Consider the following 13,536-nt stretch of genomic DNA (forward strand, 5'->3'; position numbering starts at 1 on the left):
TAAGCGCCTTGCTAAAGGCTTATGAAACAAATTAAAGCCCCACGTTGTGAAAACAGTTTGGGGCTTTTTTTATTATCTTAGGTAAACGACCTGCATATTGAACTTTACATAAAAACAAAACAATTGGTGCACCTTTTGCGTCTTCTTTTACGTATTAACCTATAGCTAATACCAAAAGCGCCATACCTTTACGCAGGAGCACCATCAGCCGTGGATAGCACCCAACTTCTTGAAAATAAGCAGGTACTTGCAATAGCCGGATTAATCGGTGTTGTTATTGTGCTTTTCATCATTAAGCGCCTTATATTAGTGCGCTTAAAAGCCAAGGCGCGTTCTGAAAGCAGCAGCATGTCTGATATTTATCGCGTGCTAGTTCTATCGCTAAATGCCCCGCTTAATTTGCTTATTTGGGTTATCTTTCTGCTATTAGTGAAAAGTATTGTTTCAGTATTTCAGGTAGAAGATGAAAGGGCTATTGAGGCGTTAACTATTGTTATTGAGGCAGGTCTTATAATTACCCTGTTTCTTTTCTTCGAGCGCTTTGTTACCTATTCCCTAAGTCGTTATCGCGACCAATCAACCATTGTGAAAAACACCAGCGCTATTGCTGGTGGTGCAGTAAGAGCAGTGTTTGCCGTACTCGCAATTTTAATCATTTTAAGCACAATGGGAGTATCGATAACGCCCATCGTTGCTTCATTGGGTATTACGTCACTTGCAGTAGCTCTAGCCCTACAGCCCACGCTTGAAAACTTCTTTTCAGGCATTCAACTAGTGATGGATAAGCCCATTCGTATAGGCGATTTCATTGAACTAGATTCAGGGGAACAAGGGTTTGTTGAGAAAATAGGGTGGCGCTCTACGTGGGTAAGAATGCTGCCGAACAACATTGTTATTATGCCGAACAGCAAGCTCTCTAATTCCAAACTGATTAACTACTACTATCCTGAACGCGAACTATCAGTACCCGTTGAAGTGGGCGTGCACTATAGCTCTGATTTAGACCATGTTGAAAAGGTCTGTTTAGAGGTGGCCAATACTATTTTAGAGCAGCATGAGTTTGGTGTTGAAACCTACCAACCTTTTGTGTTGTTTCATACCTTCGACAATTCGAGTATTAACTTAACCATAATGCTGAGAACCCGCGAATATTTTAACCGCTTCTTTATTAAAAGTGCGTTTATTAAAATGCTGAAAAAACGTTTTGATGAAGAAGGGATTGTCATACCGTTCCCAATTACTGCGCTTAATATAGAGCAAGAAGGCGCGGCTAATGGGGTGTCGACAGCACATGAGCAAGGAATGCCGCAAGGCTGAGCAGAGGTAATGACGTCAACGTAGCGCTTTTAAAACGTATGATTGCACTGACATCACCAGAAAAATGATCAATTAGGGCTTTTTCAATGTGAAGCAAATGGCGATACTGGCAATACTTAGCGCACAAGTCATTAAACTGAAAGACTCTGTAGGCTCTAGCGTTAGTAATGTTACAGCGTAAGCGCCTATGGCGGCCCCTGTCAGGTGAAAAAAGCCAGTGAGTGCTGCTAAAAAACCGGCAGATGTTTCAGAATAGCCAAGCATAATAGTTACGCTACAAGGCATAGCGATACCGATGAAAAAGAACGTGATATAGCAGTAAGCCAAAATACTGACTAACCCACTCTCTATGCTCAAGAATACGGTCAACGCAAAAAGTACGGAAAGTGAAGCTAAACAGAAACTAGATACCCTGAACTTTTGCAAAGGTGACAAAGACTTCAGCCAAATATTAAATACGCTGCCTACAACGAAAGATAAGGTGGCTAGCAGTGAGTATACCGAGAACAGGGTTTTGGAAAGCCCGAACTGCTGCATTACCATAGAGGGCGCGATGGTAATGAAGCAAAACACAATGCCATACAAAAGCCCGCTAGCCATGCCTACCGAGACGAGCTTTAATATTGTACTTTTTATAAGTATTAACGTATGACTAAAAACATTGTCAGATACTGGCGGCGTAAAATAACTAAGAATGCTAGATACTGAGAATAACAAAAGTAGGGCAAGTAGCCCCATTACCAACACGAAATAAAAAATAGCGGAAATACCCAAAGACTCGCCAATTATTGTACCTACTAGAGGCGCTATTGCTGGGGCAATAGCAAAAGCAATATTGATGAGCGAAAGTGAAGTATTTAGCTGCTTTTCGCTAAATATTTGACGTGACAGCCCTCGCGATACTGATACGCCAACGCCACCACCTAAGCCTTGCACCACACGACCTATAAGAAAAATAGACTCTTCACTGGCAAGCGCCACCATAAGTGTACCTGCAATAAATACTAAGATTCCACAGAACAAAAATTTTTGCTTGTTTATGTAGTCGCACACTATGCCAGACGCTAACTGTGAAACTGAGAAGGCGACTAAAAACACAGCTACGCTTTGCTCAATCACGCTCACCTGACTGTCATACATTGTCGCTAAGTCAAAAAAGAAGGGGCTATAAATGCTGGTAGAGACTTGGCCAAGAACAGACAAAATAGTGAAGGTAACCGTTAGCGAGTAAAACGCATGGCGCGACATGGTGTGCTTCATCTAATAAAAAACCGGTAACAAAGTAGGCTAATAATAAAGATAGGCTACAGATGAGGTATTACAGTTTTAATAAAGGCGCTTTTTCAAATTTGAGCAAAAGTGCACAGCAAAGTGCTTTCTAGTGGGGGATTCTTAGTCGATGACGCTGAAGAAAATGGTGGCCCCACCCTGACTTGAACAGGGGACCTGCCGATTATGAGTCGGATGCTCTAACCAACTGAGCTATGGGGCCATTTTGAGATGTGCTGTGTAATTCTGTCTGCAAATTGTTTTGCATAACAACCACAAGCGAGCGCAAGTATAAGCAGTTTTATTTACCTTGTCACGCCTAGCTGATGGCTTTGTGAATTGTTTGCTTTATTTTTGTTCATTTTGTCGCTGTTTTGCTTGTTTTATGAATAGCTTTAGCAAACATTATTCGAAATCCAATACTTCCCACCCCCCCCCTAACTACTAGAAGAAAGCACTAGAAGAAAGCACTAGAAAAAAAGCGCTAGAAAAAAGCATTACGGAAAAGTACTGGAAGAAAAGCTAACACTTTCTTTACCCCAATATCGCATATTTACTCTTTTTGTATGTTAGTCCGCCTTGACTCACAAACGCTAAAAGCAGCACTATTGCGTTTAATAGTCATGCACTCATTTTATCGATTACGTGGTGGGTGAAAGTGCAGCAGCTTCTGGCTGCGGAATATTTGAAGGAATTATTGAAGTAAATGAAAATACCTTTTCGCATGAAAGCTATATATACGTTACTTTTCGCTGCATTGCTTACACTGGTAGGGTGCGACGTGATTAACCTAAAAGGGCGCGAAGCGGGAGAAATACCCTTTAAACTTGTGGGTGTAGACACAGGCGCGTGCCCAATGATCATGAGCATTGGTCAGCAGCGTTGGAATATCGATTATTTCGGGTTCTATCTTAGCAAACCCGAAGTGCGCATAGATGGAAAATGGCAACGGGTGAAGTTCAAGCAGACTCAGTGGCAAACGCCTAATGAAGCATTGTTGAAATTTCACAACAAATGTAGCAACCCAGATGATGCTAACAGCAAAATAGTGTTAGATGTGTCAGAGGAACTCTTAAAACTAGCAACTAACCTCCGTTTTACTATGGGGTTACCTTTTGATATTAACCACGGTGATCCCCTTACTCAACAGACGCCCTTAAACGATAAGACGATGTTTTCGAGTCGTCAAAATGGGCACCAGTTTTTAAGGCTGGATGTTTCAAAAAGTGGTAAAGAAACACGTAAATGGTCTTATCATTTGGGAAGCGTAGGGTGTTCATCTGAGTCAGCATCAGCGCCGCCTGAAAAGTCATGTGCATTTACTAATCGCGTAGAGTTTATTTTGCCAATGACTCAGTTAGATACTGACTTAGACTTGGAGGTTTCTGTTTCAAACATAGTGGCACAAGTTGATATAAACGAAGCTGAAAGCTGTGTTTTTAAGTCTCCTGAAACTAAGCCCTGTGAGAAGCTTATCCATAATCTCGTTTATAGACCGTGGATAAAATGGCAGTAAAATTGAAATAAACATAATTAAACACTAAAAATTAGCGATTTATTGCTCACATTTCGCAATTTATGTTTATACTTTGCACACATATATCAACCAAATGCTTATGTGCTGATTATTAACATCGTGATAGACTCGACGTTCACAATCTATGTTAATTATAAAAAAGCAGGTAAGCGGTCGCGGAGATGAGAATGACTGAAAAACCCTTCATTACAAGTGGTCGAAACACCATCATTCATAAAATTAGAAAGTTAGATTTATTGGTTATTAATGGCGATGACAACCCGCCAATCCTTGTGACCTACAAAGGCATTAAGCAATACGAAGGTAAAGTACCTGAGAATAAGCGTGATGCAAAAATGATGGATATGGAATTAGTAGATGTAACGACTAGCGATGTTTTCGGCGACGAAAAAACTTTAGTATTCATTCAAACGCTAAACGGAAAAGAATATAAAATTGACTACTCGAAAATTGGTACGGGTATGTTTATTAAAATTCACCAAGACAGCATTTTCTAAAAGCAGAACTACCTTTTGCAGGTAAACTAGCTTTTAGCTATTTGGGGTTAGGCAATCTGACCCCAATTGTCTGGCACTAAAGAATTAAAGCCTGCGATAACTCGGCCTTCTCCTTTAAGCTGCACATAACGTTTTTTAAAGATATTGAACCGACAGATGTCAACTGGGGTTACCTCGGATGAGTTTACACCTGTAACCACACCCGCGGTCTTTAGCCCTTCAGAAATAAGCTCTGAACAAAACCAACTGCTAAAATCCTCGTTATTATAGCTAATACTACTAAATAGAGGGTGCTCGTCGAGTGCGTCTACAGCCGAACCGAATAGCTGAAGTATGTCGTAGGGTTTTCCTTCTTGCTCGCACATAAAGTCAAAAAACTTGCGTTTGTTTTGTTTGAAAATACTGCGCGATGCGTTTGATAAGGGCAGCCACCAAATATCGCCGTCGTACGACGCAACACGCTCGCTTAGCCGGTTTGTCATAACGCCCCGCTTGCCCTTGAACGACGTAGCTTCCATGACGTGATTGTAATATCGGCTTCTTTCCTGGTCGTGCGGCATAGTATGTGTAGCTTTCGTGTGTGTCACTTTTGTATGTGTAACTACGGCAACATGGGTAACGGCTGAGCGCGTAGTAAGTTTTGTCCATCGGGAAAACAAGCTGTTTCCGCCAAACGCAATGATGTCGCCTGGCTGCATATGCTCTCTTATATGGTGATAGTGCTGCTGCTCTAACATTTCTCTTCCTTGAATTAATGCTATTGGCTTACGACATGCCTACTTTAAATTCTATTTTTATAATATCTTAGCGCTTCTTAACTATAGCTAGCAATTTTAAAATTTTTAGGTTGTTTCAAAATATGTTTTAAGCACGACTAATAACAGTTTAGGCAGATAGTTAAACCTTATCTTTTGTGCGCTTATCGCTACAACTCAGGTAACCGTATTTTAACGCTTCTGTAGCGTAAACATCATAAAACTTAACTAGGTTATGGGTGCGGCGACAAGTAGAGGTCGTCACCGCGTTGCCTAATACTATCAGAGGAAATTGTTATGTTTACGTTACGCCGTGTTACCCAAATCGCTTTACTAGGAACCACACTTTCTTTAACTGCTACTGCTGCTAATGCTGGCTCTTACCCAGCTGAGATAGAAGATAAGCTAATTGCTGTATGTGAAGCCGTAAAGAGCGATAGCCGCTTTAAACTACATCGCGCGGTAAAAGCAACAGGCTTAAATATGAGAGACCTGCACGAAGGTTTGGTTTGTAATGGCCAAGATATGTTGACCTTTGCGGCTACTCATAACGCGTCTAAGAATGCTCAGCATATCGCGCGCCGAGTAAATGCAAACCCAAGCGTATTGACCGCTAAACGCTAATTTGAGTTTTTTGCCCTGGACTTAGGGCTATGTGATACATAGCCCCTTTTTTCCATCTTTCTTCAGCTAGTTCTTTAAAAAGCTGCGGTATAAAGCCTAAAAAGTCATAGCATCAATTAAATTGCAAGGGAGCGCAGATGATCTCATTAGTATTCTTACAATCTGCATCTAAGCAAGCCGCTCTTTGCAAAATCTTGAAGCAACTAAACCTGTTTAGCCATGTTTTTGGAGCTGAGTCGGTGGGTCACTGTTTAGCTTTGGCTGAAAAGTACCCTCAATCAATCGGTTTCTATTCGGTTTCAAAGTCATGTCGTAATCTTGCTTCAAAGTATTGGTTGGCGGTGGGCGACAAGGATGAAGAGGCGCTTCTGGCGTTCTCGCACAACGCATCTGGTTTTATTACAGCGCCTTTTGAAGAGGACCAGCTAATACGTGCTATCGGATACGTTAAAAGCAAATTTGACTGTTTCGAACGTGATTTTCAATTTAACACAATGGTAAAAGGGCTGTGCAAACAGTACGGGGTATCTAAGCCCGCGTTGTTAGCGACATTACGCCAACAGTTAAGCAAGAGTATCAAACCTAATGTGGTCGGTATTAGAACTGAGAATGGGTGGTGTTGCTTAAATCCCGCTGATATTAAATGGATAGAAGCGGCAGGGGACTACATGTGTGTACAAACACTGTCTGAATGTTATGTAGTTCGCACAACTTTGTGTGAATTACTGAAGCGTCTTGGCGAGCAGTACTTTAAGCGCTGTAATCGCTCAGTAGCAGTAAATGCCAAGCACGTCGCGCATTTAGATCAAAGGCTAAATCAGCAAAGAGTGGTTATGCAAGATGGCGAGATCTTTAAAATAACCCACAAGTACTACTATCAGTTTTGGCATGTCGAGGGCCAAGAAAATCAAGAAAGAACATAAGGCCCATAAGACCATAGTCCCGCTGGTGGTGGAACTCGCTAATCGTTACACTTAGTACTTTATACTTAAAGGCAAGGACAGAAAGTGCGAAATGTAAGTAACGCAGTAGTGGGGGCCATAGTTATTTTCGCTGCGTATTATGCTGGGCTTTTCGCCGTTACCATGTTGGCGTTACCTATTCCAGGGCCGTTGGTTGGGCTTTGTCTGCTACTTAGTATGCTCTTCACTTTTCCGAATCTGGAAGTTGCTACAGCTAAATTTGTTACCTTTCCCTTAAAACATATGTCATTGTTTTTCGTCCCAGCAGTACTAGGTGTGTCTATTTACTGGGACGATATTCAAGCCAATGCGCCAGCAATCGCCATTGCCATTATCCTTACTACTTCATTAAGCTTAGGCGTCACAGCTTTGTTCGCACAGAAGTTATTTTGTAGCAAATTGAATAAACCTTCTAGCACTTCACAAACGGAAGGGGAGCTTGAATGATTGATGCTTTGAATCAGGTAATTAGCTTAAATGGGCTGTTATGGCTATGTATCACTGTTATCGGTTACCTTATTGCGCTTTGGGTTAATAAAAAGTGTAACGGTCACCCAATCGCGCACCCCATTATTTTTACGGCTGCGTTTGTTTCTGTACTCCTTTATTTGACTAATACTGAAGTTGTTGAGTATCAGAACTCGGCATCATTACTTCATTGGCTATTAGGGCCTGTTACTGTAGCGCTTGCATTACCAATTTATCGGCAATGGCAGTATTTAAAGCACTACGGATGGAGGTTAATAGTCAGTATTGGCTTTGGTGGAATAATTGCGCCTGTTACCGCATGGCTCACGCTTTTTGCGTTAGATGCACCATCGGCGCTAAAAATGACCATGTTAGCTAAATCAATCACTACGCCTCTTGCGATGGAAGCCAGTGCTCACATCGGCGGAATTCCCGCGCTAGCAGCCGTTTTTGTTATCACTACAGGTATTGTGGGCGCTATTGTAGCGACCGGGGTATTCTCTGTATTTGACGTGCGTGACCGACAGGCACAGGGCATTGCTTTAGGTACTGTTGCGCATGCTATCGGCACTGCCAAATCAATACAAATGGGTGAGGACGTCGCCGCTATGGCTACCCTTGGGCTTTGTGTAAACGGGATATTTACGGCTTTGATACTCCCCCTAATCTTTGGCGTTTTTGTTTAAACTTTCAGCCCGAGACTTCAAACTTATAGCTATGTTGTAAGCTTATAGTTAAATGTAAAACACGCTGGCAATATTCCCCAAAAGTGCTATTTCTTAGTGAGGTGTTTCGTATCACCATATACAGGTTATCTGTTTATAACATCGATAGGGCACTACCGCTTACTGTACCTGATACAAAAATCATTACTTCAGTTCACAGTAGTTGTGCCGATACAATTGAAATTACTAGAAAATATCAGCAGCAGCTGGTTGTAAAAGCTAGGTGGTAAAAGAACTTAATGTTTTCAGTACTCGTATGTGACGACTCGTTAGTTGCGCGCAAGCAAGTGGCTAAGTGCCTCCCCCAAGATTGGGACGTAGCCGTGCACTTTGCAAAAAATGGCCAAGATGCTTTGACTGCGCTCGCCGATGGTAAAGGCGATCTTTTACTCTTAGATTTGAACATGCCTGTTCTTGATGGATACGGTACGTTAGAAGCAATTCAACAACGAGGTCTTAAAACTAAGGTTATTGTGGTGTCTGGTGACATTCAACCGGAGGCGCACGAAAGAGTGACGTCGCTCGGGGCGTTGGACTTTATCCGCAAGCCTGTAGACCCCAAAAAACTTGCTGAGGTTCTTGATAAATATAATATTCTTCACGCCGAAGAAGAACAGCCAGAAGAAATTACGCCGCTTGACCCTGATATTCGCGATTGTTACCAAGAAATAACCAATATTGCGATGGGGCAGGCGGGCGATCACCTCGCGCGCACCATGAATGTGTTCGTAGAACTTCCCATACCTAACGTTAATCTCATTGAAGTTTCAGAGCTTCATATGATGCTTTCTGATATTGAAAGCCACGAACAAGTTACCGCTGTTTGCCAAGGCTTTTTGGGGCCGGGAGTAAGTGGCGAAGCGCTTTGTATTTTGAGCGATTCAAGCTTTGATGATGTTGCTAAGATTTTAAACGTTGAAGGTGAAGTAGACGACCAACTTCAATTAGAGCTGCTTATGGATGCAGCTAGCATTCTAATTGGAACCTGCCTGACTGGGTTAGCAACTCAAATGGATATTAACTTTAGCCAAGGTCACCCTATTGTGCTTGGTCAGCACCGTGCCATCACTGAAATTATTAGTATGAATCAAATTAAGTGGAAGCGAACATTGGCGATAGAGCTTAGCTATGGGCTTGAAGGATATAACGTTCAATGCGATTTGATTTTGCTGTTCACGGAAGAGTCCATGAAAATGATGAATTCAAAGCTTGCCCACTTGTTGGAGGATTTCTAATGAGCCAGCATTTAGATGAGTTACAAGAATTCCATTGGATGATGGACATGCTACAAACGGTAGATGTGGGGATTGTTGTACTTGATCGCAACTTCACCGTACAGGTATGGAATGGCTTTATGGAAAGTCACAGTGGACTTTTGCCGAGCGAGGTAAGAGACAAAACATTATTTTCGCTTTTCCCTTCAATTAAGCAAGACTGGTTTATGAAAAAAGCTAAGCCCGTCTTCGACTTAAAAACTCGCGCTTTTATGACCTGGGAGCAGCGCCCGTATTTGTTCAAGTTTCCTAACTACCGGCCGATTACAGGTAGTGAGTCATTTATGTATCAAAACATCACGCTATCTCCACTTACTTCCGCAACTGGGAAGGTGGATTTTATTAGCATGATGATTTACGACATGACTGATGTGGCGGTAGGTAAAAAGCAGCTCGAGGCTCTGCAAGTTACGATGTCCGAAGAGCAAGAAGCGAGATTAGTCGCGAATAAATTGAAACACACCTTATCTTAACCGCTATTTGTAACGCAGCAGAGGCCATAAGCCGCTTTGCGAATCCATCTATATCGAGTTTTTTCACGCGCTGCGTCTGGGCATTTCAGCACTGAGTGCGATGGGAGTATGTATGCAATTAATTAAGTCTTCATTTTCAGGCTATTTACCACGTACTGTGGTGCGTGGGCTAGCCATTTTGGGCGGCGCATTTATTTTAGCTGCCTGCGGTGGTGGCGGAGGCGGCGATGGTGACTCGAGCGATGGTGGAACGGGTAATGGTAATTTAGTGATAAATGCTGGCCCTGATGCAACAGTAACAGAAGGCGTAACTTACTCGCTTAGCGCAGAGGTAAGCGGAGGTGATGGCACTTACACGTATAATTGGAGCGCATCTCCGTCACTAACCATCACCCATGAAGACACGAGTTCTTCTGCCGCTAGCTTCGAAGCGCCGCTGGTGGATAGTGCTACTGAATATACGCTGACCGTGTCGGTTAATGATCAGAGCGGTAATACGGCCAGTGACTTTACAGTAATTACGGTTGCGCCTGTAAATATTGCCCCTGAAGCCAGTATAGAGGTTCCTGAATGGGACGATTTAGCAGAGAACACTTTCCCCGGTGGTGTTGAAGTTGTTTTTGATGGTACTGGTAGTAGTGACTCAGATTCGACTGCCACAGAAGGTGAAATAGCCGATTACATGTGGTCGCAAACCAGCGGGACTAATGTGATAACTGGCGTGGAAACTAACCTTTCTACGTTGACTATCGTAACGCCCATTGCCAACGATGCACAGCAGCTTACCTTTCAGTTAGAAGTGACCGACAGCGAAGGCGCGACTGATACTGATACCGTCACTATATCCGTTCAATCAGAAACTGAAACCTTGCCGGTTGTTGATGCGGGTTATTCTCAAGGCGTATTTAGTGGAGAAGTGGTTATTTTAAATGGCGAGGCCAGTTCTAGTATTCCTAGCGCTTTGCCGCTTACTTATTCATGGGAGCGCAGTAATAACGTTTCCTCAAGCACTACGCTAGCTTCAAATGCGGCAATTAGCGCAGTAGATGACAATGATGCACTATCCACATTTGCGATAGCACCTTCGGTATCGTCCTCTACTGTTGTGGCCTATACCCTTACTGTGACTGATGCCAACGGTAATAGCGTTGAAGATACAATTAACGTAAATGTGCGCCCAATGCCTACGCCGCTTTTGAACGATACAGGCCTTTTACAGCAAGCGACCAATAATGCATTAACCGAGGCACAGCAAAACGACTTTCCTGGGCAGGACGGGCAACGAGGCGCTGATATTATTGAGCAAAACGGCTTAATAGAAAAAGCAGGGCGTGGTAAAGCTGGGTTTGACTTCACGCGCTTAAACGCTAACGGTGATGAGCAGGATGCCAGCGCTGATACATGGTCGTGCGTTCGAGATAATGTAACCGGGCTAGTATGGGAAGTAAAAACCGACGACGGTGCATTTCAAGACAAAGACTATACATACTCTTGGTATAGCGACGAGGTAAATGGTGGATTTGAAGGTGATGAAACAGGTTCGAATGCAACGTGCTTATTAACTAACTGCAACACATCTGCGTATGTTGAAGCTGTAAATGCGCAAGGCTTGTGTGGCTTTTATGACTGGCGTTTACCTACTCATCATGAACTATTTTCTTTAATGCACTTAGGCATTGCCGACGATGTTGCTATTGATGAAGATTATTTCCCTAATACAGGCGCAGTCTCTACCGAACCGCTTTGGTATTGGACATCCGTGCCTAGTGCAGACGGGGTAAATAGCGACGACGCGCAAAATGCATGGGCATTGGACTTTGACTCGGGCGTAGATAACTTTCTAAACAAGTCATCAGCCGCACGTGTTCGTTTAGTAAGAGCGGGGAGATAGTCATGAGTAAGCTAGTTAATACGATCGCCAAAAAAGTGATGAAAAAAACAATGATTACTTCAATTAATCTGTTCGCTGCATCAGCATTGCTTATGGTTGGTTCGGCCTCAGTTCATGCCCAAGAATGTTTATCAGATGGGCTTGAAACCACGCCCAACGATAATTTTGAAGCAGTGACTACCAGTACTTTGTTGGATACCACTACAGATTTAGTCTGGAGACGATGTTCCGAAGGGCAAGCCTGGGATGGCTCTACGTGTAGTGGTGAAGCGGTAAAATATACGTGGCAGCAGGCCTTACAGCTTGCGCAGCAGGCGAGCAACGATGATTTATTGGGGTGGCGCTTGCCTAACGTTAAAGAGTTGGCAACGCTAACAGAACGAGACTGCGTGCGACCTGCCATTAATAGTTCACTTTTTCCGGCAACGCCGCCAGATGACTTTTGGACTTCTACCCCTTCAGCGGACGATCCAGACCGAGCATGGGTTGTTGCCTTCTTTAACGCTAGCCATTCCATAAAAGAAAAAGACCGATTCATATATGTACGTTTGGTGCGCACTTACACCGATGAATAGGTATAGGTAAAGATCTACATCCTTTCTTATTAGTCTTTCGTCTAGTATCCGATACTGAGACTTTTTATCAACAAAGCACGCTCTATAATGCGTGCTTTGTTGTTTTAGGTCTGAACGTTAGTGATGCAGATATTTATCGTTTTCATTAATGACCCATTTGCGTGTTGCGTAAATTGATCATCTCGACATGTTCAACCTGATTTTTAGCACGTTAGACTCATGATGGCTTTTTATTTCTTAGTAAGCTAGCCACAATGATGGTATGAAAATGATATCGCGCCTTAAGGCTTTTCTCTTCACAATTTGTTTATTCGCTGGACTCAGTACATCGGCGCAAGCTGAATATACGTGCAACATCGATTTTGCCTATGGTATTGCCGTAAATAATGCGCAGCTTCGTGTAATGGATAAAACCCGCACCGTAGTTCAGATTAACGACCAAAACCAACTGTTTGTAGGCGGACGTTGGCAAACCTTAAGCGAACAAGAAAAGCAGTGGCTTAACGAGTATTCTTCAGGTTTGCACTATGTGGTTCCCAAAATGATTATTTTGGCTACCGAAGGTGTGGACTTGGCGATTGACACCATTGAACACGTGTATTTAGGTTTAGTTGGTAGCGACCACGATAGTTATGAACGATTAAACGCTGCAATGAAGCGCGTGCAAAATCGTGTGAAAGATAAATTCAGGCACGCCAGTAATCATTATTTTATCGGCCCCGGGTCACTGGAAAGCGTTGACGAATTTGTTGATAGTGAAATAGAAGCACAGCTTGAGGAAGCAATTTCTACCTCAGTAGGCGGTATATTATCGGCAATTAGCGGCATTAATACGGGAAGCGGCGAGGTTAACCAAGAGAAAGTAGCGGAAATTACTCGTCAGCTAAATAACGTGGGCGAGCACCTGGATGTAGGCGACAAAGCTACGACATTGCGTAAAAAAGCAGAGTGGTTTTGTGAAAAGCTCAAACGCCTAGACGTTGCAGAAGAAAACCTTCGCGCTAGCGTACCTGCCTTTAAACCTTACAATATCATTACTCGTCACGACGAAAGCGAAAACTAGACGCAGTTAGAAGAGTAATACTATCTATTAAAAGATCATTAGAATAATAAAGCCTGCGCGAGCAGGCTTTTTCGTTCTAAGTCCTCATAGAAACCAGGAAAGCAAA

14 protein-coding genes and 1 tRNA gene are annotated in these 13,536 nt (G+C 42.9%); 12 read left to right on the top strand and 3 right to left on the bottom strand.

What is annotated here, in order from left to right:
* Window positions 1-210 precede the first annotated feature (210 nt).
* The gene (locus ACYX4W_RS07555) at window positions 211-1,317 is read left to right on the top strand and encodes a mechanosensitive ion channel family protein (protein WP_476075162.1); all 1,107 of its coding nucleotides are present in this window, start codon (window positions 211-213) and stop codon (window positions 1,315-1,317) included.
* Window positions 1,318-1,389: 72 nt separating this feature from the next.
* On the opposite strand, the gene ACYX4W_RS07560 is transcribed toward ACYX4W_RS07555, so the two are convergent.
* Window positions 1,390-2,577, bottom strand: a complete 1,188-nt coding sequence (locus tag ACYX4W_RS07560; RefSeq protein WP_476075163.1) for an MFS transporter — start codon at window positions 2,575-2,577, stop codon at window positions 1,390-1,392.
* A 155-nt stretch (window positions 2,578-2,732) separates the two neighbouring features.
* Window positions 2,733-2,809: transfer RNA gene (locus ACYX4W_RS07565), tRNA-Ile, on the bottom strand.
* A 483-nt stretch (window positions 2,810-3,292) separates the two neighbouring features.
* Between ACYX4W_RS07565 and ACYX4W_RS07570 the strand changes: the two genes are divergently transcribed.
* Window positions 3,293-4,102, top strand: a complete 810-nt coding sequence (locus ACYX4W_RS07570) for an MbnP family protein (RefSeq protein WP_474853863.1) — start codon at window positions 3,293-3,295, stop codon at window positions 4,100-4,102.
* A 188-nt stretch (window positions 4,103-4,290) separates the two neighbouring features.
* Window positions 4,291-4,620, top strand: a complete 330-nt coding sequence (locus ACYX4W_RS07575; protein WP_334057245.1) for a hypothetical protein — start codon at window positions 4,291-4,293, stop codon at window positions 4,618-4,620.
* A gap of 47 nt (window positions 4,621-4,667) precedes the next feature.
* Here ACYX4W_RS07575 and ACYX4W_RS07580 read toward each other — a convergent pair whose 3' ends face one another.
* Window positions 4,668-5,357: a hypothetical protein gene (locus tag ACYX4W_RS07580; protein ID WP_476075164.1), complete on the bottom strand. Its 690-nt coding sequence runs from the start codon at window positions 5,355-5,357 to the stop codon at window positions 4,668-4,670.
* Between the two features lie 315 nt (window positions 5,358-5,672).
* Here ACYX4W_RS07580 and ACYX4W_RS07585 point away from each other — a divergent pair, with 315 nt between their 5' ends.
* From ACYX4W_RS07585 to ACYX4W_RS07625, 9 genes are all read left to right on the top strand, one after another.
* Window positions 5,673-5,999: a DUF3718 domain-containing protein gene (locus tag ACYX4W_RS07585; protein WP_474808448.1), complete on the top strand. Its 327-nt coding sequence runs from the start codon at window positions 5,673-5,675 to the stop codon at window positions 5,997-5,999.
* A gap of 137 nt (window positions 6,000-6,136) precedes the next feature.
* The gene (locus tag ACYX4W_RS07590) at window positions 6,137-6,922 is read left to right on the top strand and encodes a LytR/AlgR family response regulator transcription factor (RefSeq protein WP_476075165.1); all 786 of its coding nucleotides are present in this window, start codon (window positions 6,137-6,139) and stop codon (window positions 6,920-6,922) included.
* Between the two features lie 84 nt (window positions 6,923-7,006).
* Window positions 7,007-7,408: a CidA/LrgA family protein gene (locus ACYX4W_RS07595; protein WP_476075166.1), complete on the top strand. Its 402-nt coding sequence runs from the start codon at window positions 7,007-7,009 to the stop codon at window positions 7,406-7,408.
* Window positions 7,405-8,115: an LrgB family protein gene (locus tag ACYX4W_RS07600; protein WP_476075167.1), complete on the top strand. Its 711-nt coding sequence runs from the start codon at window positions 7,405-7,407 to the stop codon at window positions 8,113-8,115. The genes ACYX4W_RS07595 and ACYX4W_RS07600 overlap by 4 nt, the downstream gene beginning before the upstream one ends.
* A 278-nt stretch (window positions 8,116-8,393) precedes the next feature.
* Window positions 8,394-9,389 carry a response regulator gene (locus tag ACYX4W_RS07605; protein WP_476075168.1) on the top strand — a complete coding sequence of 332 codons (996 nt, stop codon included), beginning with the start codon at window positions 8,394-8,396 and terminating at the stop codon, window positions 9,387-9,389.
* Window positions 9,389-9,901: a PAS domain-containing protein gene (locus ACYX4W_RS07610; protein ID WP_476075169.1), complete on the top strand. Its 513-nt coding sequence runs from the start codon at window positions 9,389-9,391 to the stop codon at window positions 9,899-9,901. Before ACYX4W_RS07605 ends, ACYX4W_RS07610 begins: the two co-directional genes overlap by 1 nt.
* 112 nt (window positions 9,902-10,013) lie before the next feature.
* The gene (locus tag ACYX4W_RS07615) at window positions 10,014-11,792 is read left to right on the top strand and encodes an Lcl C-terminal domain-containing protein (protein ID WP_476075170.1); all 1,779 of its coding nucleotides are present in this window, start codon (window positions 10,014-10,016) and stop codon (window positions 11,790-11,792) included.
* Between the two features lie 2 nt (window positions 11,793-11,794).
* On the top strand, window positions 11,795-12,367 hold the full coding sequence (locus ACYX4W_RS07620) for an Lcl C-terminal domain-containing protein (RefSeq protein ID WP_476075171.1): 573 nt from the start codon (window positions 11,795-11,797) through the stop codon (window positions 12,365-12,367).
* A gap of 268 nt (window positions 12,368-12,635) precedes the next feature.
* The gene (locus ACYX4W_RS07625; RefSeq protein ID WP_476075172.1) at window positions 12,636-13,430 is read left to right on the top strand and encodes a YggN family protein; all 795 of its coding nucleotides are present in this window, start codon (window positions 12,636-12,638) and stop codon (window positions 13,428-13,430) included.
* The last annotated feature ends 106 nt before the right edge of the window (window positions 13,431-13,536 follow it).

It is taken from the genome of Alteromonas sp. ABH4_454 (genome assembly GCF_056311775.1).

What these genes read in the sequence shown, in the direction of transcription:
- ACYX4W_RS07605 (WP_476075168.1), top strand. Translation starts at nt 8,394, where the DNA reads ATGTTTTCAGTACTCGTATGTGACGACTCGTTAGTTGCGCGCAAGCAA.
- ACYX4W_RS07615 (WP_476075170.1), top strand. Translation starts at nt 10,014, where the DNA reads ATGCAATTAATTAAGTCTTCATTTTCAGGCTATTTACCACGTACTGTG.
- ACYX4W_RS07560 (WP_476075163.1), bottom strand. Translation starts at nt 2,577, where the DNA reads ATGAAGCACACCATGTCGCGCCATGCGTTTTACTCGCTAACGGTTACC.
- ACYX4W_RS07620 (WP_476075171.1), top strand. Translation starts at nt 11,795, where the DNA reads ATGAGTAAGCTAGTTAATACGATCGCCAAAAAAGTGATGAAAAAAACA.
- ACYX4W_RS07600 (WP_476075167.1), top strand. Translation starts at nt 7,405, where the DNA reads ATGATTGATGCTTTGAATCAGGTAATTAGCTTAAATGGGCTGTTATGG.
- ACYX4W_RS07610 (WP_476075169.1), top strand. Translation starts at nt 9,389, where the DNA reads ATGAGCCAGCATTTAGATGAGTTACAAGAATTCCATTGGATGATGGAC.
- ACYX4W_RS07580 (WP_476075164.1), bottom strand. Translation starts at nt 5,357, where the DNA reads ATGTTAGAGCAGCAGCACTATCACCATATAAGAGAGCATATGCAGCCA.
- ACYX4W_RS07570 (WP_474853863.1), top strand. Translation starts at nt 3,293, where the DNA reads ATGAAAATACCTTTTCGCATGAAAGCTATATATACGTTACTTTTCGCT.
- ACYX4W_RS07585 (WP_474808448.1), top strand. Translation starts at nt 5,673, where the DNA reads ATGTTTACGTTACGCCGTGTTACCCAAATCGCTTTACTAGGAACCACA.
- ACYX4W_RS07590 (WP_476075165.1), top strand. Translation starts at nt 6,137, where the DNA reads ATGATCTCATTAGTATTCTTACAATCTGCATCTAAGCAAGCCGCTCTT.
- ACYX4W_RS07625 (WP_476075172.1), top strand. Translation starts at nt 12,636, where the DNA reads ATGATATCGCGCCTTAAGGCTTTTCTCTTCACAATTTGTTTATTCGCT.
- ACYX4W_RS07575 (WP_334057245.1), top strand. Translation starts at nt 4,291, where the DNA reads ATGACTGAAAAACCCTTCATTACAAGTGGTCGAAACACCATCATTCAT.